21 protein-coding genes and 1 pseudogene are annotated in these 23,153 nt (G+C 60.3%); 13 read left to right on the top strand and 9 right to left on the bottom strand.

Annotated elements, in window-relative coordinates; translation table 11 throughout:
* Positions 1-39: 39 nt before the first annotated feature.
* The 5 genes from CKW11_RS06715 to CKW11_RS06695 all read right to left on the bottom strand — a co-directional run bounded on the left by CKW11_RS06715 (position 40) and on the right by CKW11_RS06695 (position 5,741).
* Entirely contained in the window at positions 40-531 is a 492-nt protein-coding gene (locus CKW11_RS06715) for a CS1 type fimbrial major subunit (protein WP_095136926.1), read from the bottom strand.
* The gene (locus CKW11_RS06710) at positions 528-1,292 is read right to left on the bottom strand and encodes a pilus assembly protein (RefSeq protein ID WP_095137386.1); all 765 of its coding nucleotides are present in this window, start codon (positions 1,290-1,292) and stop codon (positions 528-530) included. The genes CKW11_RS06715 and CKW11_RS06710 overlap by 4 nt, the downstream gene beginning before the upstream one ends.
* A 59-nt stretch (positions 1,293-1,351) precedes the next feature.
* Positions 1,352-2,608, bottom strand: a complete 1,257-nt coding sequence (locus CKW11_RS06705; RefSeq protein ID WP_095136925.1) for a hypothetical protein — start codon at positions 2,606-2,608, stop codon at positions 1,352-1,354.
* Between the two features lie 28 nt (positions 2,609-2,636).
* Positions 2,637-5,159: a CS1-pili formation C-terminal domain-containing protein gene (locus tag CKW11_RS06700; protein ID WP_095136924.1), complete on the bottom strand. Its 2,523-nt coding sequence runs from the start codon at positions 5,157-5,159 to the stop codon at positions 2,637-2,639.
* Between the two features lie 105 nt (positions 5,160-5,264).
* On the bottom strand, positions 5,265-5,741 hold the full coding sequence (locus tag CKW11_RS06695) for a CS1 type fimbrial major subunit (RefSeq protein WP_027612105.1): 477 nt from the start codon (positions 5,739-5,741) through the stop codon (positions 5,265-5,267).
* A 515-nt stretch (positions 5,742-6,256) separates the two neighbouring features.
* Between CKW11_RS06695 and CKW11_RS06690 the strand changes: the two genes are divergently transcribed.
* Positions 6,257-6,838, top strand: coding sequence for a PadR family transcriptional regulator (locus CKW11_RS06690; RefSeq protein ID WP_047599328.1), 582 nt, complete (start codon positions 6,257-6,259; stop codon positions 6,836-6,838).
* A complete protein-coding gene (locus tag CKW11_RS06685) occupies positions 6,835-7,620 on the top strand; it encodes a siderophore-interacting protein (RefSeq protein WP_095136923.1) in 786 nt (261 codons plus the stop codon). Before CKW11_RS06690 ends, CKW11_RS06685 begins: the two co-directional genes overlap by 4 nt.
* 106 nt (positions 7,621-7,726) lie before the next feature.
* Here the strand turns inward: CKW11_RS06685 and CKW11_RS06680 are convergent, their stop codons facing one another.
* Both CKW11_RS06680 and CKW11_RS06675 read right to left on the bottom strand, forming a co-directional pair.
* Complete coding sequence (locus CKW11_RS06680; protein WP_095136922.1) at positions 7,727-8,365, bottom strand: Pr6Pr family membrane protein; 639 nt, start codon at positions 8,363-8,365, stop codon at positions 7,727-7,729.
* Position 8,366: 1 nt separating this feature from the next.
* Positions 8,367-8,597, bottom strand: coding sequence for a VF530 family DNA-binding protein (locus CKW11_RS06675; RefSeq protein WP_027612109.1), 231 nt, complete (start codon positions 8,595-8,597; stop codon positions 8,367-8,369).
* Positions 8,598-8,659: 62 nt separating this feature from the next.
* On the opposite strand from CKW11_RS06675, the gene CKW11_RS27670 reads away from it, so the two are divergent.
* The 11 genes and pseudogenes from CKW11_RS27670 to cmoB all read left to right on the top strand — a co-directional run bounded on the left by CKW11_RS27670 (position 8,660) and on the right by cmoB (position 21,009).
* Positions 8,660-8,926 (top strand): hypothetical protein, encoded by a 267-nt coding sequence (locus tag CKW11_RS27670; protein WP_143499939.1) that lies wholly within the window; start codon positions 8,660-8,662, stop codon positions 8,924-8,926.
* Between the two features lie 3 nt (positions 8,927-8,929).
* A complete protein-coding gene (locus CKW11_RS06670) occupies positions 8,930-10,291 on the top strand; it encodes a carbohydrate porin (RefSeq protein ID WP_095136921.1) in 1,362 nt (453 codons plus the stop codon).
* 225 nt (positions 10,292-10,516) lie between these two features.
* Entirely contained in the window at positions 10,517-12,928 is a 2,412-nt protein-coding gene (locus CKW11_RS06665; RefSeq protein WP_095136920.1) for a glucose/quinate/shikimate family membrane-bound PQQ-dependent dehydrogenase, read from the top strand.
* A gap of 507 nt (positions 12,929-13,435) precedes the next feature.
* A complete protein-coding gene (locus CKW11_RS06660) occupies positions 13,436-13,801 on the top strand; it encodes a DUF6124 family protein (RefSeq protein ID WP_095136919.1) in 366 nt (121 codons plus the stop codon).
* Positions 13,802-14,703: 902 nt separating this feature from the next.
* On the top strand, positions 14,704-17,121 hold the full coding sequence (lon, locus tag CKW11_RS06655; protein WP_095136918.1) for an endopeptidase La: 2,418 nt from the start codon (positions 14,704-14,706) through the stop codon (positions 17,119-17,121).
* Between the two features lie 179 nt (positions 17,122-17,300).
* Positions 17,301-17,729, top strand: a complete 429-nt coding sequence (locus tag CKW11_RS06650; RefSeq protein ID WP_095136917.1) for a hypothetical protein — start codon at positions 17,301-17,303, stop codon at positions 17,727-17,729.
* A 46-nt stretch (positions 17,730-17,775) separates the two neighbouring features.
* Positions 17,776-17,853: pseudogene (locus tag CKW11_RS29040) on the top strand (hypothetical protein); the annotation flags it as partial.
* Positions 17,854-18,071: 218 nt separating this feature from the next.
* The gene (locus CKW11_RS06645; protein WP_007964468.1) at positions 18,072-18,464 is read left to right on the top strand and encodes a protease inhibitor I42 family protein; all 393 of its coding nucleotides are present in this window, start codon (positions 18,072-18,074) and stop codon (positions 18,462-18,464) included.
* Positions 18,465-18,466: 2 nt separating this feature from the next.
* Positions 18,467-19,102 carry a lysoplasmalogenase gene (locus CKW11_RS06640; protein ID WP_177439984.1) on the top strand — a complete coding sequence of 212 codons (636 nt, stop codon included), beginning with the start codon at positions 18,467-18,469 and terminating at the stop codon, positions 19,100-19,102.
* A gap of 246 nt (positions 19,103-19,348) precedes the next feature.
* Complete coding sequence (cmoA, locus tag CKW11_RS06635) at positions 19,349-20,056, top strand: carboxy-S-adenosyl-L-methionine synthase CmoA (RefSeq protein WP_208101786.1); 708 nt, start codon at positions 19,349-19,351, stop codon at positions 20,054-20,056.
* Complete coding sequence (gene cmoB / locus CKW11_RS06630; protein ID WP_095136915.1) at positions 20,053-21,009, top strand: tRNA 5-methoxyuridine(34)/uridine 5-oxyacetic acid(34) synthase CmoB; 957 nt, start codon at positions 20,053-20,055, stop codon at positions 21,007-21,009. The genes cmoA and cmoB overlap by 4 nt, the downstream gene beginning before the upstream one ends.
* 126 nt (positions 21,010-21,135) lie before the next feature.
* On the opposite strand, the gene tadA is transcribed toward cmoB, so the two are convergent.
* On the bottom strand, positions 21,136-21,633 hold the full coding sequence (gene tadA / locus CKW11_RS06625) for a tRNA adenosine(34) deaminase TadA (protein ID WP_095136914.1): 498 nt from the start codon (positions 21,631-21,633) through the stop codon (positions 21,136-21,138).
* Positions 21,633-23,009, bottom strand: a complete 1,377-nt coding sequence (locus tag CKW11_RS06620; RefSeq protein WP_095136913.1) for a multicopper oxidase family protein — start codon at positions 23,007-23,009, stop codon at positions 21,633-21,635. Before CKW11_RS06620 ends, tadA begins: the two co-directional genes overlap by 1 nt.
* Positions 23,010-23,153: the final 144 nt, after the last annotated feature.

Genomic DNA, 23,153 nt, shown 5'->3' with positions numbered 1-23,153 from the left:
GCCGGTCTGCCCGTTGCACATCGGGCAGGCCGGGCGACCTCAGGGCGCCGCCGCATTGAAGATCAGGTGCACGTTGCCGTAGTAACTCCCGGGCTTGTAGCCGCCGGCGGGCGTGATCGGCTGGATCTCCAGCGCATAACGTCCGCCGGCCCTGGCCTGCTCCGCAGAAACCACCTGACGTGGCGTCTCGTGAGTCAGCACGGTATCGGCGAAGCTGACGCGCAGATAAATGTTCTGCTCCTCGCGACCATTGGACAGAAACGCTACGTTCTCCAGGCGGGCCTCGATGGCACTGGTGTCGTGCCTGAGGTCGAAGTGTTTGCGCATTCCGCCGAGGCTCTTGGTGCTGATATTCCACGGCAGAATCTGCGCACGATGAATCCAGTCCGTTTCGGCCGGTATCACATAAAAACCCAGCGTCGGAATATCCACCGACACCTCGAACCGGTGCTCTTCGCGTGCCGCAAACGATTCTGCACTGAACAGGGTCAGAACGCCCGCACACAGAGTCATCAACGATGGCTTGATCATCTCAGGTCACCCCGTGATGAGAGGCCGGCTACGCGCAGGGACTTCTTGCTGTCGCCCTCCACCAGATTGAAGCGGTATTCACGTCCGGCCTGCTTGTCGAACTCGAAACTGTTGCCTGCGCGGATGTGGTGTTTGGTGGTCGGCTGGCAAGCGGTTTCGTCTTTCAGCGCACAATTGCGGAACTCGTCAATCAACACCACGGTGTTGCCGTTATTGCGCACTCGATAGGTTGTCGGGGTGTCTTCGATCACGCTGTCGAAACGGCTGTCTTTCGGGCGCACAAAGAACACCGTACCGAAACCGGTCATGACGTTGACCCCGGCCGACAGCGTGGTTTTGTATTGCTCACGCTCCTCGGCGGACACGGCGAATTCGTCTTCCTTTTCCGGGACAACGGGGATGAACCGCACGCGGAAATAGCGCTCCCGGTCACGCTCGCCCATCATCAACAGACGCGTACCCTGCATGCCGTTGGCCGGCACGATCAGTCGCGCGGGGCTGGCCATCAGGCCGTCTCGACTGCTCATGTCGGCCTGGCTCTTGACCTCGATTTCCCGCGAGGTGCCGTCGGCGTCGTAGAGGATTTCGAGGATGTTGACCTTGACGAATGCGGTGCTGTCGCCGCTGTTGAATACCCGTTTCAGGTACGTGCTCTTGTCGCCGTCGAGGTAGTCGTAGACCGTCCCGACATTGATCTGCGGGCCGGCCTGCAGGGCAAAGGGCAGCCCGCTCAAAACCATTGCTAACACCAGACGCTTCATCACCTTGATTCCTTGGTCGTTGAACACAATGCCGAATCGACTCATCGATACGCAGCCCATCAGATATCCGAGTCCCAGATCACAATGACGATGCCGGAATACGAGCCTCCCGCACCGGGTTGCAGCATCCCGGCCATCGAATATGGCGGAACTTCGAAGTGCAGGGTTCCCGGCGTTCGATCCACGTAGAAACCCGGTTTGAAATACTGCTCATTCCCTGGTCCTGGCCTCAGTCGCAAGCGCCTCACAGGCTGGCCGGCAAGGTCGGTTATCCCGTTGGGCAGGCTGACGCTGACGAACAGCTCCACTCGACGGTTAGCTTCACGGTCCTCCAACGCGCATTCGCCATTCAATCCTGGGCCGCAGCCTATCGACATCTTGAAACGCGATGACGCCGAGATGTTGAAGGTCTGGTCGCGGAACAGCCCGACCGGCCGCCGTCCGGCCTGCAGCCAGCTCTGCCAGCCACCGACGGGGACCATGCGGATCTTTTCACCACCGGGAGGAATTTCAACCTTGAGGGTGTGCTGCACATTCAGATTGAAATTCAAGGTCAGAGACGAGCTCGACGGCAACATCACATCGCCAAAATCGAAATCCGCATTCGGCCCGACGCTGTAGGTCAGCGAACCGCTGTAGTCCCCCGACGACATGCCCAGCGGATCTGGGGTGACCAGTTCATAGGCAAAATCGAGGTGCTCAAGACGCAACCACGGCACATCGAACTTCGCCTGTTTGGTACAGGCAGCGGCCGCGGGAGTCTTCCAGAAAAACGAGTATGAATCGGGGGAATACCAACCCACACCGCTGTACTGACAGGGTGCGGGTGCATAGACCCAACTCAAGCCCCACAACAGGTTGTGGGCGCTGCGATCGTCTTCGGCGCCCTCCACCAGTTTCATCACCTTGTCGGTCACATAGCGCGAACCGATACCGACGATCCGCACCTTGACGATTTTTGGCTCGTGGGTGGTCTCGTGATAGACCGTCAGCTCACGCCACTGCACGGGTACCTGAAACGTTGCCCCTTGCCGCGGTGAAGGGTGATTCGCCGCAATCGGCGCACGAGCGTTGAACTGAATCGGCACCTGCAAGCTGAATATTTCGTGCTGCTCGCACTGCGCCGGATCGTAGGTGCAGTAACCACTGGAGGGCGTGGTGTTCTGGAACTTGTTGCGGTGCGGATAAGACGAGTCCGGCTTGAACTCGGCGGTGATCGACACCTGTTCGGCATGAGCCGCAGATAACGTGCCGGCGACCAGCACAACAGCGGCCAGCCCGCGACGCAGGTATGTAGCCAAGGGTGAGACGTTCATGTCTGCAAATCTCCTGAAGCAGGCCGCATCAACCCGCGGTGTGGGCCTTTTGGGTGACGTCGGCCAACGTGTCCGGCGAGCAGCGCAAATCGCCGATCATCAGCACGTTGTTTTCGCTACGGTGTTGGTCGGGGTCGAGCCGGAACTGGCATAGCAGTTGATCGGCGTAGCGCACTTCGAGGGTCGGTGAGCCGGCGTGCATTTCCATCGAGAAAAACCCGTCGACTTCGCTGACCCCGCGGCTGGCGTGATTGATCACGTGATGGCCCTTGAGCGGCTGGCCCTGCGGGTCAAGCAGGCGTCCGAGTACGGTGACGGTTTTCATCACCCGCACCTTGCGGTACTCCACACCGCCCTTGTTCAGGTGGTAGCGGGTACGGGACGGTTCGATGCTGGCGGCCGGAACGTGATTGCCTACGAAATCGAAGCCCACCGAGCTGTTGCGGTACGCCGTGAGCGGGATGAAATTGCGCCCCGGGCGCAGCGCTGAACTGCCACCGCTGAGGTCGTCGGCGCGCAGGGCGATGCCGGCGATATCCGACTCGACATCGACGATCATCCCGGCACCGCGGCCCTGATGCTGGCTGGTCATGAGCAGTTGCTGACCGCCGACGATCACGCTGCTGTCGAGGTTCACGCCACCGGTGAAGTTGCCGTTGTAGGACGAGCGCTGCACGAAGCCGTCGCCATTGACCCAGTCGGTACGAAAGTTGGCCAGGCTCGAAAGACCGACGCCGTAGGTGTCGGTCAGCGCCGTGACCGAAACGCTTTGCAGAATGTGATCCTGCAGATCCTTGCGGTAGCCGATCGAGCCATTGTTGTCGCGCCCGCCATCGCGGGCGGTGCGGCTGCCGATGCTGCCGGAAATCTGCTGGCCCGGGCCGCCCAGCGCCATGTTGATGCTCAGGTCGATCCCGCGATTACGCGCCTCGCCGCTGCTGTAACTGCCCGGCCGGTCGAACAGCGACAAGCGCCAGTTGGTATCGCTGCCAAACAGCTCGGTGCGTTGCGTCCAGCCCAGGTCCATGCCCACGCCTTCGACGTTGCCGGTGCTGTGCGAGACCCGCGCACTCAGCGAGTTCTTGCGACTGATGCGATGGTTGAGCGCCAGCGACGAGTTGCTGGTTTCGCCGGTGAACACATTGCGCTGCCGTACGCGAGTGCCGTCGGGCAGCGTGTCGTAAGTGTTGCGGGTGTCGAGCCAGCTGCGGTTATGGCTGACCACCAGGCTGCCGGCGCCGTAGTTGTACAGGCCCTGCACATCGGCGCCGGTGCCATGGTCTTCGGTCTGATAGAGGTTGGCGAAGAGGCTGATGCTGTCGGCCAGGCTCCAGTCGATCGAGGTGCCGTACTGCAAGGTGTCGCGTACCTGACGCGCCGACAGGCCAAGGATCACCCGCGGGTGCAGCAGGTAGTTGAGCGCGGCGCCGGCAGTGAGATCACCGCTTTGCTGTTCCTCCCAATTGCTCAGCAGTTTGCTTTCCTGCCCGGCGAACACGTTATAGCGCCAGCGCTGGTCGAGGTTTTGCCAGTTCACCGGTTTGTAGACCAGCTCCTGAGTGGTCGCGGTGGTCTGGCCATCCTCAATCAGGCGCACTTCGACTTCGTAGATGCCGCCGGGCAAGGGCCGGGTATCCAGCGTCTGTAAACCGGCCGGCACGGCTTGCGTGTTGATCAACAGGCCATCGCGATAGATCTCCACCGACGCCTGGCGATTGGCCGTGACGAAAATCGGGTAGACGCTGGGTCGCGGGCTGTCGACCGCCAGGCTGTCGGAGCTGCCATACATCACGCCCACCGCCGTGTCCGGGCTGGTGCCGAACGACCGGGGCTGGCGGGTCAGGCCTTCGGAATTGGGGGTGAAATAGCCCAGGCGGAAAAAACTGCCCTGCAGTTCGCGCTGAGTGTAGAGCTCGTGTACCGCATGATAGGTCTTGGTGTCCGGCCCGCCGAGGCGCGCCAGTTGCATATTGAAGGCCTGGCTCCAGTTGCCGAGACTGGCACTGGCTTCCAGACCGAAACGTCCGCCCAGATCCTGATTCTGGCCGCCATTGAGGTTCAGTTGATTGCGCAGCATCAGACCGCTGCTGCCCCCCTCGGGCTGCTCATGGAAGCGTTGCGTCTGCAGATCGCGCTCGGCATTTTCGGTGGCGATCGAGAGCAGTGAGTTTTCCAGGTTGTAATGCACCGCCAGCAGTTGCTCGGGGCATTGCCCGCTGCAGCTGCCAAGCGCTACGCCGGATTTGAGGAGACTGGCCCAGGTTTCGCGCTCGACGGCGCTGATACGGCTGTCACTGGTGTCGGTGAAGTCGAGCAAGGTAATGCGATCATCGCGCGACAATATAATCATTGCCTCGCCCAGCGGTTGTTGATCAAGTTCGACACGAACCGCCAAAGGCACATCAAAGAAATGCTCTTCAAAGTCCGCCGGAAGACCTTTCGCCTGAGCCAGCAAACTTCGCGGGGTATTATCGACTGGAGGCGGCGCCGCCAGTACGCTGCTGCTCAAAAGCAACGCAAGCGCAGCCGCGATGGGCGTCATCGGATACATGGATTAATACTCTGATTACCGGAAGTAAAAGCCCGGCCGGGCAACTTCAAAGTTGCCGGCCGGTTACGTTACTGGACAAGTAACGTCAGGTATTGCCGTTATGAATCAAACCGAAGGTTCGACGACCAGCATGACCACACCGGTGTAGTCGCCAGCGGCCGGTTTGGCACCGGTAGCGCTGATCTTGAAGGGCGCGCGATAACGCGTATTGGACTCGGTATCACCCACTACTTCCTGCGAGGTGGTGGTCAGCGTCTTGCCGTTGAGTTCGACTTTCAGGTCGATGGTGTTGCTACCCCCAATCAGCTTCGGAACCCCTTCCAGACGTGCATGAACCTTGCCGGCCGTGTGCAGCACGTCGAAGTGCCCGTTGACTTCGCGCATCGAATTGGTGGCCGGGTTGTAGCTCATGTCCTGATCCTTGTTGACCAGATCGGCATCCACCGGCACCGCATAGAAGTCGTCAGCCGGTACGTGCGCCACGAGACTGATGGAGTGCTTGGCTTCAGTGGCGGCAAACGCCATCGAGGCGCTCATGGCCAGGACAGTCAGAGGGGCGGCAAAGGCGAGTTTCTTGAGCATCATTGAATACCTGTCTTATATAAATTAGTTGAGTCGTCGAGCAGTCAAGGCGAACAGAACAGTCACGAGCAGTCAGTGCTCACCGTTAACTTTCAACGCCGAAGAATGTTCAACCAATTTATCTTTAAAGTAAGCAGGCAACGTCCTGCGACCTTGTAGCCTGGACGCCATTAGATGAGAAAGAAAAAACCGCGAAATTCAGGAAAGTTCCAGTCCAACTGTAAGATACAGACTACAGCGCGCCAGCCTAATGACTGCACGCGCCACAACTTCACAGCAACTTCCGTAAGACATGTACCACACTTTCCCGGAAATAAAGGGCGAAACGGAATATTAGAGAATCAGCACTAATCTGCGCCTTTGCCGGGGGATTTAATACTGCGTTTTCTTGATCATTTTCCGGTTTTTTCGACCGCAGATTCGATCGGTCAGGTGTGCGCCGTTGGTCAGGAGCCCTTGTCAGCGCGTAAAGATATATCTTAAGTTGTATCTAAACACGACGAGAGAGCAGGAAAATGAGAGACCATCATTCCCCCCATCATCACCGCGAACACGGCGACGGCCGTGACGGCTTCGAAAAACGCCCCGGGCGTGAACGCGGCGGACGCGGCCCACGGGTGTTCGCCCCCGGTGATCTGAAATTGTTGCTGCTGGCGCTGATCGCCGAGCAGCCGTGCCACGGCTATGACCTGATCCGCCAGATCGAAGGCATGTTCGACGGTGCCTACAGCCCAAGCCCCGGGGTGATCTACCCGACCCTGACCTTCCTTGAAGAAAGCGACTTGATCAGCGGCGACGCCGAGGCCGGCAAAAAACGCTACAGCGTGACCGACGCCGGTCGTTTGTCCCTAAGCGAGCAAGCGGTAGCGCTGGATGGCGTGCGCATGCGCATCGACGTCAGCAAACGCTCGTTGCGTGGCCATGACCGGCCGCCGGAAATCCACGAGGCGGTGCACAACCTGCGCCACGCCCTGCAACTGCACCATGGACGCTGGAGCGCGGAAGAAATCCAGCGGGTTGCCACGCTGCTCAACGACACCGCCAAAGCCATCGTCGACGGCCCCGCCGTTCAAACTGCCCCGGAGAAAGCCGAATGACTGCAGTCGATACCCAAACCATCCATCGTGTGATGCACGAAATCAAACGCCGCAAACTCGAAGTCCTGCGCGTGGTCGACCTGACCCCGCGCATGCGCCGCATCACCCTCGGCGGGCCGGAGCTGGCCGGGTTCATCAGCCTGGGCACCGACGATCACGTGAAGCTGCTGTTCCCCCAGAACGCCGAACAGGCTGCAACACTGGAGACCATGGTGCTCGGCGCCGGCAAGGACAACGGCCCGCTGCCCGAGATGCGCGACTACACCCCGCGTCGCTATGACCTGGAAAAACTCGAGCTGGACATCGACTTTGTCCTGCATGGCGACGGCCCTGCCTCGACCTGGGCCGAACAAGCCACGCCGGGGCAATTCCTGCACATCGGTGGGCCACGCGGCTCGATGATCGTGCCGGACATCTTCGACAGCTACCTGCTGATTGGCGATGAAACCGCCCTGCCCGCCATCGCCCGCCGCCTCGAAGGTCTGGCGGCCAATCGCAAGGCGCTGGTGGTCATCGAAGTGGAAAACGGTGCCGAGCAACAGGTGCTGGAAAGTGCAGCGCAGGTCAATGTGATCTGGGTACTGCGCGAGGGCAGCAAGGACAACCTGCTGACCACGGTCAAACAGTTGCAGGTGCCCAAGGGCAATCTGTATGCATGGGTGGCGACCGAGACCAAGGTCTCGCGACAGATTCGCCGGGTGCTGCTGGATGAGCATGGGCTCAATGAGCAGTTCGTCAAAGCCGTCGGCTACTGGCGCGCCGAAGGTTCCGCAGAAGAGTGATTTGCCCTTGTGGGAGCGGGCTTGCTCGCGAATGCGGTCGATCATTCAACCATGATGTTGACTGACCTGACGCCTTCGCGAGCAAGCCCGCTCCCACATTGACCTTTTAACTTCGTCCTGACTGCCAGCGGTCGATCCCGATCACCAGCAAGCCAATCAGCACAAACCCCACCAATATCCCTCCGGCATTGATGAACACCTGTGCATAACCGAGCATTGCCACATCAATGAACGGATACGCATACGCACCGAGCAGATGCCCGCGCAGCAACGCGTAAATGAAATATACCAACGGGTAAATCAGCCACAGCGGCAGGTGCCACAGGCGCAACGTCCCTTTGGGCACGCAGCACCACCAATAGCCAAGAAACAGCAGCGGCATCACGTCGTGGAGTAATTCGTCGGCAACAAACTGCCAGCCCTGCGGGTGCCACAAATGCCGCAGCAAAATGCTGTAGGCCAGGCCGACCACCGCGATGCTGACCGCAATCCCGCTGCTGACCCACGGCTGGAGAAACCAGCGCTGTGCGGCGGATTCACGCCGGGTGGCAGCGCAGGTCAGCACGGTCGCCACCAGGGTGTTGGTGAGTACCGTGAAGTAACTGAAGAAACTCACCAGCCCCCCCAACAGGCTGGCATCGACACTCAGTCGCGCGAGGAAAATCAGGTACAGCTGAATACTCAGCCCGGCCCAGCCGAGGCTGGCGATGACAGTGATCAGGCGTCGCCGCGCAACGGCGTCCATCTCAGACCGGTCGCTTGGTGCGCATCAGTTTCACGTACAAGCGCTCGACCTTTTCCCGCGCCCACGGGGTTTTGCGCAGGAAGGTCAGGCTCGACTTGATGCTCGGATCGCTCTTGAAGCAACGGATATCGATGCGCTCGGCCAACCCCGACCACTCGTAATGCGCCACCAGCGCATTGAGGATCTGTTCGAGGGTTACGCCATGCAGCGGATCGGGAGTGTGGTCGTTCATGCCAGGCCTTTGGACGGAGTGAAAATGCACAAGCCGCGCACCTTAGCCGAGGGGCCGGTCAGGTGGAAGGCCTTCCTTCAAATGTAGGTCAAGGTCAAAAGATCGCAGCGTTCCGCAGCTCCTACATTGGAACGCGCACACCTGTAGGAGCTGCCGAAGGCTGCGATCTTTTGCCACTGTTACAGATTGCGAAAAGCTGCATGTCTGCAAAAGCCCTTTGTCTTTTTGTTACAGATCATTATCCTGCCGCCCTTCAGCTGAATCGCTTCACTGCCTGCGTCAAATTGAAGCGCTCGGTTTACCCCCGGAAAACACCAAAAAAAGACTGACCCATGCCTGATTTTTCCTTCTCCAGAGACAGCGCTATCTCAGCCCTGCGCCTGCTCGGCGGCTGCACCGCGCTCGGCTTCGCCACCTACGCCCAGGCGACCCCCGCCTTCGACAGCGACTCACCGTGGATGCTCGGTGACTGGAACGGCACGCGTACCGAACTGGCGGAAAAAGGCTACGACTTCAAACTCGACTACACCGGCGAAATGGGCAGCAATCTGCACGGCGGCTACGACCACGATCGCACTGCGCGCTACAGCGATCAGTTCGGCCTGGGCACGCACCTGGACCTGCAAAAAATCCTCGGCTGGGACGATGCCGAATTTCAACTGACCATCACCAAGCGCAGTGGCAACAACATCAGCAACGACCGGATCAACGATCCGCGCGTGGGCGGCTTCACTTCGGCCCAGGAAGTCTGGGGCCGTGGCCAGACCACGCGCCTGACGCAGATGTGGTACCAGCAAAAATTCTTCGACCAGAAGCTCGACATTAAGGTCGGCCGCTTTGGTGAAGGCGAAGACTTCAACAGCTTCCCGTGCGACTTCCAGAACCTGGCGTTCTGCGGCTCGCAGGTCGGCAACTGGGTCGGCGGCATCTGGTACAACTGGCCGGTCAGCCAATGGGCGCTGCGGGTCAAATATCACCTGACCCCAGAGTTGTACGCGCAGGTCGGCGCCTACGAGCAGAACCCGTCAAACCTCGATCGCGGCAACGGCTTCAAACTTAGCGGCAGCGGCACCCAGGGCGCCGTGCTGCCAGTGGAGCTGGTGTGGACGCCGAAACTCAACGACCTACCGGGTGAATACCGCGCCGGTTACTACTACAGCAGTGCCAAGGCCTCTGACGTCTATAAAGACCAGAACGGCCAGCCTGCCGCGCTGAGCGGTGAAGCCTACCGTAGCGCGTCGAGCAAACACGGCATGTGGTTCGGTGCCCAGCAGCAAGTCACCAGCATCGCCAGCGACCATTCGCGCGGCTTGAGCGTGTTCGCCAACGCGACGATGCACGACAAGAAAACCAACGCGATCGACAACTACGTGCAGGCCGGCGTCGTCTACAAAGGCCCGTTCGATGCCCGCGCCAAAGACGACATCGGTTTCGCCCTGGCCCGCGTGCACGTCAACCCGGCCTTTCGCAAAAACGCCGAAGCGAGCAATCAGGCGCAGGCGGTCTACGACTACGACGACCCGTCCTTCCTGCCACCGCAGGACACCGAATACAGTGCCGAGCTCTATTACGGCGTGCACCTCGCCAACTGGCTGACCGTGCGCCCGAACCTGCAGTACATCCGCCATCCCGGTGGCGTGAACAACGTCGACGACGCCCTGATCGGCGGGATCAAGATCCAGTCCTCGTTCTAAAGATCTACGCAAATCCCAAATGTGGGAGCGGGCTTGCTCGCGAAAGCGGTGTGTCAGGAGACGGATGCATCGACTGACACGACGCCTTCGCGAGCAAGCCCGCTCCCACAGGGATTGATGAAATTCGTTAGCCAGACAAGTTTTTATCTGAACCATACCTGTGCCCAATCGTCATCTAAAGTGACTACAGCGCGGGACTACATAAACGTCACGGAGAATCACACTATGAGCACCGAAAGTGCTTCGAGTCGGGGCCGTCTGCTACCGAGCCTGCTCGGCATTCTGCTTCTACTGATGGGCCTGGCCATGCTGGCCGGGGGAGTCAAGCTGAGCATGCTCGGCGGCTCGCTGTACTACCTGCTGGCCGGTATCGGCATTGCGCTGAGCGGCATTCTGTTGCTGCTGCGTCGTCGTGCAGCGCTGGGCCTGTACGCCATCGTGCTGTTCGCCAGCACGGTCTGGGCCCTGTGGGAAGTCGGTCTGGACTGGTGGCAACTGGTACCGCGTCTGGCCCTGTGGTTCGTTCTCGGCCTCGTGATGTTGCTGCCGTGGTTCCGTCGTCCGCTGCTGCTCGCAGGCCCTGCGCCGATGGGCACGGGCGGCCTGACCGTGGCCGTGGTGCTGGCCGGTGTGACTGCCCTGGCCAGCTTGTTCACCCACCCGGGCGAAACCTTTGGCGAACTGGGCCGCGACACCGCGGACATGACCAGTACCGCACCGCAAATGCCTGAAGGCGACTGGCAGGCCTATGGCCGCACCGAATTCGGTGACCGCTACTCGCCGCTGAAGCAGATCACTCCGGCCAACGTCGGCAAGCTGCAAGAAGCCTGGCGCATCCAGACCGGCGACCTGCCAACCGCAGATGACCCGGTCGAGCTGACCAACGAAAACACCCCGCTCAAAGCCAACGGCATGCTCTATGCCTGCACCGCGCACAGCAAAGTTCTGGCGCTGGATCCGGACACCGGCAAGGAACTGTGGCGCTTCGACCCGCAGATCAAGAGCCCGGTGGGCTTCAAGGGCTTCGCCCACATGACCTGCCGTGGCGTGTCGTACTACGACGAAGCCGCTTACGCCAAGTCTGAGAACGCTGCCTCGGCCGTTATCTCCGAAGCTGGCAAAGCCGTTGCTCAGGCTTGCCCGCGTCGCCTGTACCTGCCAACCGCCGATGCCCGTCTGATCGCCCTGAACGCCGACACCGGCAAGATCTGCGAAGGCTTCGGCAAAAACGGCGTGGTCGACCTGACCCAAGGCATCGGCCCGTTCACCGCCGGTGGCTACTACTCCACCTCGCCGGCGGCGATTACTCGTGATCTGGTGATCATGGGCGGTCACGTCACTGACAACGAGTCGACCAACGAGCCATCGGGCGTGATCCGCGCTTTCGACGTGCGCGACGGTCACCTGGTGTGGAACTGGGACAGCGACAAGCCGGACGCCACCGAGCCATTGGCGCCGGGCGAAACCTACAGCCGCAACTCGGCCAACATGTGGTCGCTGGCCAGCGTCGACGAAAAACTCGGCATGGTTTACCTGCCACTGGGCAACCAGACTCCAGACCAGTGGGGCGCCGACCGCACTCCAGGCGCCGAGAAATTCAGCGCCGGCATCGTCGCCCTGGACCTGGCCACCGGTAAAGTGCGCTGGAACTACCAGTTCACCCACCACGACCTGTGGGACATGGACGTTGGCAGCCAGCCAACCCTGCTCGACATGAAAACCGCCGACGGCGTGAAACCGGCGCTGATCGCCCCGACCAAACAGGGCAGCCTGTACGTCCTCGACCGTCGTGACGGCACGCCGATCATCCCGATCAAGGAAATCCCGGTTCCGCAAGGCGCCGTGAAAGGCGACCACACCGCACCGACCCAGGCCCGTTCGGACCTCAACCTGCTGGCCCCGGAACTGACCGAAAAAGCCATGTGGGGCGCTAGCCCGTTCGACCAGATGCTGTGCCGCATCCAGTTCAAGGAACTGCGCTACGAAGGCCAATACACGCCTCCGTCGGAACAGGGCAGCCTGATCTATCCGGGTAACGTCGGCGTGTTCAACTGGGGCGGCGTCTCGGTCGACCCGGTTCGCCAGATGCTGTTCACCAGCCCGAACTACATGGCCTTCGTCTCGAAAATGGTGCCACGCGAGAAAGTCGCCGCCGGCAGCAAACGCGAGAGCGAAACCGCTGGCGTGCAACCGAACACCGGCGCGCCATACGCGGTGATCATGCACCCGTTCATGTCGCCACTGGGCGTTCCGTGCCAGGCCCCGGCCTGGGGCTACGTCGCCGGTATCGACCTGACCACTGGCAAAGTCGTGTGGAAACGCAAAAACGGCACCAGCCGCGACAGCTCGCCAATCCCGATCGGCTTCACCCTGGGCGTACCAAGCATGGGCGGCTCGATGGTCACTGCCGGCGGCGTCGGCTTCCTCAGCGGCACCCTCGACCAGTACCTGCGCGCCTACGACGTGAACACCGGTGAAGAGCTGTGGAAATCGCGTCTGCCTGCAGGCGGCCAAGCGACCCCGATGACCTACACCGGCAAGGACGGCAAGCAATACGTGCTGCTGGTTGTTGGCGGTCACGGCTCGCTGGGCACCAAGATGGGTGACTATGTGATTGCGTACAAACTGCCGGAATAAGTTTTAGCGGCGGTAAAGGAAAGGCGATGCTCCGTGAGGGGCATCGCCTTTTTTGTGCACACCATTTCTGATTCCACCGGAGAAACCTGTGGGAGCGAGCTTGCTCGCGAAAGCGGTGTATCAGCCAATTAATTTGCCGGCTGACACACCGCCTTCGCGAGCAAGCCCGCTCCCACACTGGACGGTGTTCGTCCTACAGAAGCGCGTTATACGCGGGAGTTTTCCGACAAGTCGCGTCGGTTGTGCCTCGGAAGTTGGCTGGATAGGCTCTGGTGGTCGCTGGAAATTCAGCGGCCGGGCGTCGCGGCCTGATAACTGATGCATAATCGCCAACCTGACAGCACCTCGGATGCCTGTTGGTTGTGTCATGGCGGCTGTGCGCGGGATACCTTCTTTGGGGGTATGCCGATTCCTCAGTTATCGGTCCGCGAACCCGCGTACAGCTGCCACCTCAGATTGCGTCGCGGCAATTGAAGGTAGCTCCACTTCACCAACTGAGAATTCATCATGATCAAACCCACACCCAATCCCCCAGAAACCTCGCCCTACGAATCCCTCGATTCCAGAAAACTCCACGACGCCGCCGAGCGTGCGCTGGATCACTACCTGAAACCCTCCGCGGCCACGGTGAGATTCCACAAACCCAGCAGCATGTTCCAGGTCGCCCCGGACATGGACAACGAAAGCCTGCTGGTCCACGCCTGCGAATCGCTGGCCCAAGCCAGCCTCATGACCAGCGACATCGCCGCGTACATCGACATCCCGCAGCGCCGGACGATACTGGCCATTCAGCAAATCATCATGCTCGCCGAACTGGCGGTGAACCGAGTGCTGGATAATGTGGAAATCACCCAATCTGCGGCACACAGCTGAGCCATAGTGGGAGCGGGCTTGCTCGCGAAAGCGTCAGCACATCCAACACTTGCGGTGACTGACACACCGCTTTCGCGAGCAAGCCCGCTCCCACAGTGGAATTGGGTGAGTCAGGTGGAGATTGGTCGGCTCGTAGGCCGCCATCGCGAGCAGGCTCACTCCTACAGTTTGAACCCGGTGCATTCAGGTAGAGATTGGCCGGCTGTCAGGCCGCCATCGCGAGCAGGCTCACTCCTACAGTTTGAACCCGGTGCATTCAGGTAGAGATTGGTCGGCTGTCAGGCCGCCATCGCGAGCAGGCTCACTCCTACAGTTTGAACCCGGTGCATTCAGGTAGAGATTGGTCGGCTGTCAGGCCGCCATCGCCGGCAAGCCAGCTCCCACAGTTTTGATTTGTGCATGCCCCATGCGGCGCAGCCGCCCCACTCAAAACAATGAGCGCAAGCTCGAGTACCGCTCTTGATCTTGATCCACGGGCGACGTCGGAAGGCTTCGTTCCGGGATTGATCCGGGGCTGGGAGCGCAGCGACCGTTTGGCGCAGCCAAACACAGCGAGAGGAGGTGCAGCGAAGCAAACCGGAGGCGCTGCCCCACGGATCAGTCCCGGAGCGAAGGAACCCCGAGCCCCAGCGAGCGGGCCGCACGCAGGAGCAAGCCTTTTCGGTTACCTTTTCGGCGTCTGGAAAAGGTGACTCGCCGTAAGGGCGAAACCCTAAGTAGCCGTTACCGAAAAAACGGATATGTACACAAAAAAACCAAGAACCTGGTCGGCCCAAAGGCCGCCAAGATCCAGAGCAGCTCCTGTCAAAACCCTGAACGCACAAGCAGAAACACCGCCCCCCATTGAAACCACCCAAAGCCTGCCCCATCTAAGACCCATACTCCATTGCGCAGGTGCCCCAATGAGCGACCAGCAAGAATTCCCGGACAACCCAGACGACTACACCGAAGCGGAACACATCGAACACACCTCCTCCGGCAAAGGCCTGGCCCTGCCCGGCCAGAACCTGCCGGACAAGGTCTACGTCATCCCGATCCACAACCGCCCGTTCTTCCCGGCCCAAGTGCTGCCGGTCATCGTCAACGAAGAACCCTGGGCCGAAACCCTCGATCTGGTGAGCAAATCCGACCACCACTCCCTGGCCCTGTTCTTCATGGACACGCCCCAGGAAGACCCGCGCCACTTCAACACCGGCGCCCTTCCCGAATACGGCACCCTGGTCAAAGTCCATCACGCCAGCCGCGAAAACGGCAAACTGCAGTTCGTCGCCCAGGGTCTGAGCCGCGTGCGCATCAAGACCTGGCTCAAACACCACCGCCCGCCGTACCTGGTCGAAGTCGAATACCCGCACCAGCCGACCGAGCCGACCGACGAGGTCAAGGCCTACGGCATGGCGCTGATCAACGCGATCAAGGAACTGCTGCCGCTCAATCCGCTGTACAGCGAAGAGCTGAAGAACTACCTCAACCGCTTCAGCCCCAACGATCCATCGCCACTCACCGACTTCGCCGCCGCCCTCACTTCGGCGACAGGTAATGAGCTGCAAGAAGTGCTCGACTGCGTGCCAATGCTCAAGCGCATGGAAAAAGTCCTGCCGATGCTGCGCAAGGAAGTCGAAGTCGCGCGCCTGCAAAAAGAAATCTCCGCCGAGGTCAACCGCAAGATCGGCGAGCATCAGCGCGAGTTCTTCCTGAAAGAACAACTCAAGGTGATCCAGCAGGAGCTCGGCCTGACCAAGGACGACCGCAGCGCCGATCTCGAACAGTTCGAACAACGCCTGGAAGGCAAAGTCCTGCCGGCACAGGTGCAGAAACGCCTCGAAGAGGAAATGAACAAACTGTCGATCCTCGAAACCGGATCGCCAGAGTACGCGGTCACCCGCAACTACCTCGACTGGGCGACCTCGGTGCCGTGGGGCGTGTACGGCGAGGACAAACTCGACCTCAAGTACGCGCGCAAGGTTCTCGACAAACACCACGCCGGCCTCGACGACATCAAGGACCGCATCCTCGAATTTCTCGCGGTCGGTGCTTACAAAGGCGAAATCAGCGGTTCGATCGTGCTGCTGGTCGGCCCGCCGGGTGTGGGTAAAACCAGCGTCGGCAAATCCATCGCCGAATCCCTCGGCCGCCCGTTTTACCGCTTCAGCCTCGGCGGCATGCGTGACGAAGCCGAGATCAAGGGCCACCGCCGCACTTACATTGGCGCGCAGCCGGGCAAACTGGTGCAGGCGCTGAAAGACGTCGAAGTGATGAACCCGGTGATCATGCTCGACGAGATCGACAAGATGGGCCAGAGCTACCAGGGCGACCCGGCATCGGCGCTGCTGGAAACCCTCGACCCGGAACAGAACGTCGAATTCCTCGATCACTATCTCGACCTGCGCATGGACCTGTCTAAAGTCCTGTTCGTGTGCACCGCCAACACCCTGGATTCGATTCCCGGGCCGTTGCTCGATCGGATGGAAGTGATTCGCCTGTCGGGTTACATCACCGAAGAAAAGGTCGCCATCGCCAAGCGCCACCTGTGGCCGAAGCTGCTGGAGAAGGCCGGCGTGTCCAAGGGCAGCCTGAGCATCAGCGACAGCGCGCTCAAGGCCTTGATCGACGGTTACGCCCGTGAAGCCGGGGTGCGCCAACTGGAAAAACAGATGGGCAAACTGGTGCGCAAAGCGGTGATGAAACTCATCGAAGACCCGAAAGCGGTGATCAAGCTCGGCCCGAAAGACCTCGAAGCCTCGCTGGGTCATCCGGTGTTCCGCAATGAACAAGTGCTGTCCGGCACCGGTGTGATCACCGGTCTGGCGTGGACCAGCATGGGCGGCGCGACCCTGCCGATCGAAGCCACGCGGATCCATACGCTCAATCGCGGCTTCAAACTCACCGGACAACTGGGCGATGTGATGAAAGAGTCGGCGGAGATCGCCTACAGCTACGTCAGCTCGCACCTCAAACAGTTCGGTGGCGATGCGAAATTCTTCGACGAAGCCTTCGTCCACCTGCACGTACCGGAAGGTGCCACACCGAAAGACGGCCCGAGCGCCGGCGTGACCATGGCCAGCGCCCTGCTCTCGCTCGCCCGCAATCAGCCACCGAAAAAAGGCGTGGCCATGACCGGCGAACTGACGCTGACCGGGCACGTACTGCCGATTGGTGGAGTACGCGAGAAGGTGATTGCGGCGCGGCGACAGAAGATCTTCGAACTGATCCTGCCGGAGCCGAACCGGGGTAACTTCGAAGAGTTGCCGGATTATCTGAAGGAAGGCATTACCGTGCACTTCGCCAAGCGCTTTGCGGATGTAGCGAAAGTTTTGTTCTGATTCAGACATTGGTCGTTATCAATCAAACAACGATAACGACCAATACTTCTTCGCATAGCCGAGCACTTCTTAATTGCCAAGCGATATAAAAAACTGACATTTCTGACAGTTCCGAAGTTTTCCATCTTGAATAAGCTCTACCTTGTTTCTCCCCCCAAGTTAGACACAGGAGCTTCAAGATGAGTAATTCAAAAGATGCAAGGACGTCTGCTATCGGTGTTTTGGTGGCCTACATTCCAGAGGACGTCAACTTCTCGACCGATAAACTAATCATAAATATTCATGAAGAAACCCTGGCCCTGGAAGGAATCTACCTCCGTCCTGAGCAACCGAACTTTTCAAGAAACGTCAGGGTTTTCCTGACAAAAGATGACCAGAAGTATCCACGCAATGGCTGGCATAAATTTCCTGCAGAAAACATCAGAGTCGAATATGACGGAAATTTTAACGCCGATTTTTTTAGGACCATTCCGGGAGAAGGCGTTATTTTTCTCAACCTTGACCCTGCCACCCATTGCTACTCCTATGCTATGGATATAAGTTTCACAAAAGAGGACAGTAACGAAAGTTTTCATGTTATCTGCTCATCTACAATGATCCATCAATAATCTGCTGCTGATCAAAATCAGCATTTTTGCATCGGCCGGCGCTACGTTGCCGGACTATCTGAAGGAAGGCATTACCGTGCACTTCGCCAAGCGCTTTGCGGATATGGCGAAAGTGTTGTTCTGACAGTTATTCAGAGCCTGACACGCCGCCTTCGCGAGCAAGCCCGCTCCCACAGGGTTCTGTAGTGAACACAGCATTTGTGGTCACCACACAACTACTGTGGGAGCGGGCTTGCTCGCGAAGGCGTCTGTGGCAACACCACAGAACCGCCTGACCGTCACACTTTGTCTCATCTTCAGTTATGCTCGCCGTTCGTCGTCAACGCCGGAGCCACTGAGCCTATGTCCGCCACTCGCCTGTTTGTCCCTCTCGCCCTCTCTTTGCTGGCCGCCTGCGCCACGCAGCCAAAACAGAACGTGACCGTGGAAAACCAGAGCGAATGCCCCGTGCAGTTGACCAACGGACAAAACCTGATCGTGATGCTGCCGAGCAACCCGACCACGGGCTATCGCTGGGCAATTCAGGATTCGGCCGGCGGCGTGCTGCATGCCCTCAGCCCTGAGGTCTACAGCAGCCCGAAAGACTCGGGCATGGTCGGTGCGGGCGGTTTCTCCACCTGGCGCTTTCAGGCTTTCGCCACCGGCACCGGCCGCCTGCGCCTGACTTCGCAGCAGCCGTGGGAACCGGAAGTCGAGCCGGCAGAAACCTTCGACTGCGCCATCTCGGTGAATTGATCGTGGGCTGGCTGATTCTGGCACTGATGGGTGCGGTGACCTTTCTCTACGGCGTCAGCACCCATGCGGCGCTGCTGTGTCTGTTGGTCAAACCGTTGCCCGTCCTGGCGCTGCTCGGCTGGCTGCACGATGCGCCACCCAGCGACTATCGGCGCTGGATCAGTCTGGGACTGATTTTCTCTGTGCTCGGTGACGTGCTGCTGGCGTGGCCGGGGGATTTGTTTGTGTTTGGCCTCGGTGCGTTTCTGGTGGCGCATCTGGCGTACCTCAAGGCTTACCTCAGCGATTGCAAACGTCTGGCGCTGCTGCCGCTGCTGCTCGCGCTCGGCGTCGGCGCGGTGCTGCTGGGGATTTTGATTTCCAGTGGCCTCGGGCCGTTGCTGGTGCCAGTGCTCGTCTATGGCACCGCGATCAGCGCCATGCTCTGGCGCGCCCTCGCCCGCCTCGGCACCGATGTGCCCAAGCGTTCGGCGCTGCTGGCGGCGGCGGGTGCGCTGGCGTTCGTGTTCTCCGACAGTGTGATTGGCATCGACCGCTTTGTGGCGCCGTTTCACGCCGCGCCGTACGTGATCATCCTCAGTTATTGGCTGGGGCAGTGGGGGATCGCCGCTTCGGCGTTTTCCGTGAAACGCCGCTAATACCTGTGGTGAGGGGATTCATCCCCGATGGGCTGCGCAGCGGCCCTGAAACCGGCCAATCAGATATGTCAGACAGACCGCAGGCACAGATCTTGGGGCTGCTTCGCAGCCCATCGGGGATAAATCCCCTCGCCACGTCGGACAACCCAAGCATCCCAGCGCCACTTTGGCTAAAATGCCGGCCTTTTCATCGACACCGCCGGAACCGCCGTGAGCAAAGAACCCGATCGCATTTTCGCCCAGCCGATGGCCCAGGTGCCTGACTTCGCCTTCAACGAGGACGTGGTGCGGGTGTTCCCGGACATGATCAAGCGCTCGGTGCCGGGTTACCCGACCATCGTCGAAAACCTCGGCGTGTTGGCGGCACAGTTCGCCCAACCGAACAGCGTGCTGTACGACCTCGGTGCTTCGCTCGGCGCCGTGACTCAGGCCCTGCGCCGTCACGTGCGCACCGACGGTTGCCGGGTGATCGCGGTGGATAACTCGGCGGCGATGGTCGAACGCTGCCGTGAATACCTCAACGGTCAGGATTCGATGTTCCAGGAGCTGCTCCCGGTCGAAGTGATCGAAGGCGACATTCTCGCGCTCGAGTTCAAACCGGCCTCGGTGGTGGCACTGAACTTCACCCTGCAATTCATCGCCCCCGAGCAGCGCACCGCGTTGCTCTCGCGTATTCGTCAGTCGCTGCTGCCCGGCGGCGCGCTGATTCTGTCGGAGAAACTGCGCTTCAACGATGCGCAAGAGCACGCGCTGCTCACCGATCTGCACGTCGCGTTCAAACGCGCCAACGGCTACAGCGAACTGGAAATTGCCCAGAAGCGCAGCGCCATCGAAAACGTCATGAAGCCCGACAGCCTCGAAGAACACCGCGAACGCCTGTTGGCCGCCGGGTTCTCGAAAGTCGTGCCGTGGTTCCAGTGTCTTAACTTTGCCTCGTTGATTGCCTTGCCATGATTGATCTGTCCCCCCTCGCCCGCCGTCTGGCCGGCACCCCGCTGGCCGACTGGGCCAACACCTTGCAAGTGCAACTCGACAGGAAAATGGAGAAAGGTCACGGCGATCTGGAGCGCTGGCAGAGCGCGCTGGACGCGTTGCCGAAACTCCAGCCGACTGAAGTCGATTTGCTCAACGGCCTGAAACTCGACACCGACTGCGACGACGAAACCCGCGCGCAGATGCGCACCGCGCTGATGGGCCTGTCGCCGTGGCGCAAGGGGCCGTTCGACCTGTTCGGCGTACACGTCGACACCGAATGGCGCTCGGACTGGAAGTGGTCGCGGGTCGCTCCGCATCTGGACCTGAAGGGCAAACGCATCCTCGACGTCGGTTGCGGCAACGGTTACTACATGTGGCGCATGCTCGGCGCCGGTGCTGACAGCGTGATCGGCGTTGATCCGAACTGGCTGTTTTTCTGCCAGTTTCAGGCCGTGCAGCGTTACCTGTCCGAGCCGAATGCCTGGCACCTGCCGTTCCCGTTCGAAGACCTGCCGCCGAACCTTGAAGGCTTCGACACAGTGTTCTCGATGGGTGTGTTCTACCACCGCCGTTCGCCGATCGAGCATTTGCTGGCGCTGAAGGATTGCCTGGTCAAGGGCGGCGAACTGGTGCTGGAAACGCTGGTGGTGGAAGGCGACAAGCATCAGGTGCTGGTGCCGGAAGATCGCTACGCACAGATGCGCAACGTGTGGTTCCTGCCATCGGTACCGGCCCTGGAATTGTGGCTGCGCCGAGCAGGCTTTACCGATGTGAAATGCGTGGACGTCAGCACCACCACCGTTGAAGAACAGCGCGGTACCGAGTGGATGAAGTACCAGTCGTTGAGCGACTTCCTTGATCCCGAGGATCACAGCAAGACCATCGAAGGGCTGCCGGCGCCGATGCGCGCGGTGATTGTGGCCCGTAAGTAACCCTCTCAAACACCGCATAACCTTGTAGGAGTGAGCCTGCTCGCGATAGCGGTCTGACAGTCAAAGCAATTTTGAATGTCAGACCGCTATCGCGAGCAGGCTCACTCCTACAGTTGGGGGTTGTGTTTATTCAGATGGTTTTGCGCGCCGGGCGCGGAAGAACTCGGTCAGCACCGCCCCACACTCCTCCGCCAGCACCCCACCTTCATACAACACCCGGTGATTCAAAAAGCCCTGGGTAAAGAACTGCCCCTGACTCTGCACAATCCCGGCCTTCGGCTCCAGCGCGCCATACACCACCCGCGCAATGCGTGAATGCACGATCAGCCCGGCGCACATGCTGCACGGCTCCAGCGTCACGTAGAGGGTGCTGCCCGGCAGGCGATAGTTGCTCACAGCTTGCGCAGCGGCGCGGATCGCGACCATTTCCGCGTGGGCACTCGGGTCGCTGGTGGTGATAGGGCAGTTGTAGCCACGCCCGATGATCTCGCCGTTCTGCACCAGCACCGCGCCCACCGGCACCTCGCCGAGGGTTGCGCCTTGGGCAGCAAGCTCCAGGGCTTCGCGCATGAAATCGCGGTCACGGCTGCGGTCGATGATCGCGGCGGGGCGAATCTGGCGCATCACTTCACCTCGATGGCGGCCATCAGGCCGGTTTCCATGTGGTCGATCACGTGGCAATGGAACATCCATACCCCCGGGTTATCCGCCACCAGCGCCACTTGCGCACGCTCATTCTTGCCCAGCAGATAAGTGTCGGTGAAGTACGGAGTGATCTTGTGCCGGTTCGACGCAATCACCTTGAAGCTCATGCCGTGCAGGTGAATCGGGTGCTGGTACTGGGTCATGTTCTTCAGTTCGAAGATGTAGCTCTGGCCCAGCTTCAGGCTGGCAATCGGCCGATCGGCGCAGGTTTTGTCCGTGATGTCCCAGGCCTTGCCGTTAATCTGCCACAGGCTCGGTGGCTTGCCGTTGTCGACATTCACCGACACCGAACCGACCCATTCGAAATTGAAGTTGAGTTTCTCGGCATTCGCCAGATCCGGCTCGGCCACCGGGTTGGCGGGCAAGGCTTTCGGCCACTCGGTTGGCGCATCGTTATTGGCCACCGAGCGCAAGGTTCCCAGTCGCACCGGGCCGTTGCGCAGCGACAACTCTTCACCGGCCGGCGGCGCCTTGATCGCCAGACAAATACGCATGCCCGGGCCGAGCCAGTATTCCTTGCCCAGCGGCCGCGGCTCGATGGGGTTGCCGTCCAGCGCATAGATCTGCGCCTCAACGCCGGGGATGTTGATGCGATACGTCAGGGTGTTGTCGAGGTTGAGCAAACGCACCCGGGTGATCTGCCCCGCCGGCAACTCGATCACCGGCGTTGGCACGCCGTTGATGGTCGACAAGCGCCCCGCCGTACCACCACGGGCCGCTTCACGGGGGATGCTGAATTCGACGAAATTGCCTTGCTCGTCAATGTGCCAGTTCTTCAGGCTCAGAGTCTTTTCGTACTTGAAACCGGTCGGCTCGCGCTCTTCGACAATCAACGGCCCGACCAGCCCGCGCCCCAGCTCTTCGCTGCTGCTGACGTGCGGGTGATACCAGTAGCTGCCGGCGTCCGGCACGCGGAATTTGTAATCGAAGTATTCACCGGGCAGCACCGGCAATTGCGATACGTACGGCACGCCGTCCATCTCCAGCGGCAGACGGATACCGTGCCAGTGAATGGTGGTCGCCACCGGCAGGTGGTTGATGAAGCGCACCCGCAACCACTCGCCCTGACGCACACGCAATTCAGTGCCCGGCGCCGATGGGCCGAACGCCCAGGCTTCGGTCTTGTGCCCCGGCACCAGCTCGACGTCCAGTGGCGCCGCGATCAGCTCGTAGTCGTGGCCCGCGTCAGCATCGGCCATCTTGCCCAGCCAGTAGCGCGACGCACCTCCCGCCCCGACACCAACGACAACAAGACCGGCCAGGCCACCGAGGATTTGGCGACGGGTAAAGGACATGAACTCAACTACCTCACGTATCTGCGTCGGGCACCGGGCCCGCAAAAGGCAAATACGATACACCTGCAATTGCGAAACAGTAAGGGCAGCGCGGCGGATGGACGCAGTTGCGCCTCGCGCGTACATGATTTCGATCGCTCAGGT

Source organism: Pseudomonas sp. Irchel s3a10 (assembly GCF_900187525.1).
GTDB classification, from domain to species: domain Bacteria; phylum Pseudomonadota; class Gammaproteobacteria; order Pseudomonadales; family Pseudomonadaceae; genus Aquipseudomonas; species Aquipseudomonas koreensis_G.
This window is presented reverse-complemented; position numbering and strand designations above follow the sequence as displayed.

Coding starts and splice junctions, on each gene's coding strand:
- CKW11_RS06715 (WP_095136926.1), bottom strand. CDS start 531: ATGATCAAGCCATCGTTGATGACTCTGTGTGCGGGCGTTCTGACCCTG.
- CKW11_RS06710 (WP_095137386.1), bottom strand. CDS start 1,292: ATGAAGCGTCTGGTGTTAGCAATGGTTTTGAGCGGGCTGCCCTTTGCC.
- CKW11_RS06705 (WP_095136925.1), bottom strand. CDS start 2,608: ATGAACGTCTCACCCTTGGCTACATACCTGCGTCGCGGGCTGGCCGCT.
- CKW11_RS06700 (WP_095136924.1), bottom strand. CDS start 5,159: ATGTATCCGATGACGCCCATCGCGGCTGCGCTTGCGTTGCTTTTGAGC.
- CKW11_RS06695 (WP_027612105.1), bottom strand. CDS start 5,741: ATGCTCAAGAAACTCGCCTTTGCCGCCCCTCTGACTGTCCTGGCCATG.
- CKW11_RS06690 (WP_047599328.1), top strand. CDS start 6,257: ATGAGAGACCATCATTCCCCCCATCATCACCGCGAACACGGCGACGGC.
- CKW11_RS06685 (WP_095136923.1), top strand. CDS start 6,835: ATGACTGCAGTCGATACCCAAACCATCCATCGTGTGATGCACGAAATC.
- CKW11_RS06680 (WP_095136922.1), bottom strand. CDS start 8,365: ATGGACGCCGTTGCGCGGCGACGCCTGATCACTGTCATCGCCAGCCTC.
- CKW11_RS06675 (WP_027612109.1), bottom strand. CDS start 8,597: ATGAACGACCACACTCCCGATCCGCTGCATGGCGTAACCCTCGAACAG.
- CKW11_RS06670 (WP_095136921.1), top strand. CDS start 8,930: ATGCCTGATTTTTCCTTCTCCAGAGACAGCGCTATCTCAGCCCTGCGC.
- CKW11_RS06665 (WP_095136920.1), top strand. CDS start 10,517: ATGAGCACCGAAAGTGCTTCGAGTCGGGGCCGTCTGCTACCGAGCCTG.
- CKW11_RS06660 (WP_095136919.1), top strand. CDS start 13,436: ATGATCAAACCCACACCCAATCCCCCAGAAACCTCGCCCTACGAATCC.
- lon (WP_095136918.1), top strand. CDS start 14,704: ATGAGCGACCAGCAAGAATTCCCGGACAACCCAGACGACTACACCGAA.
- CKW11_RS06650 (WP_095136917.1), top strand. CDS start 17,301: ATGAGTAATTCAAAAGATGCAAGGACGTCTGCTATCGGTGTTTTGGTG.
- CKW11_RS06645 (WP_007964468.1), top strand. CDS start 18,072: ATGTCCGCCACTCGCCTGTTTGTCCCTCTCGCCCTCTCTTTGCTGGCC.
- cmoA (WP_208101786.1), top strand. CDS start 19,349: ATGGCCCAGGTGCCTGACTTCGCCTTCAACGAGGACGTGGTGCGGGTG.
- cmoB (WP_095136915.1), top strand. CDS start 20,053: ATGATTGATCTGTCCCCCCTCGCCCGCCGTCTGGCCGGCACCCCGCTG.
- tadA (WP_095136914.1), bottom strand. CDS start 21,633: ATGCGCCAGATTCGCCCCGCCGCGATCATCGACCGCAGCCGTGACCGC.
- CKW11_RS06620 (WP_095136913.1), bottom strand. CDS start 23,009: ATGTCCTTTACCCGTCGCCAAATCCTCGGTGGCCTGGCCGGTCTTGTT.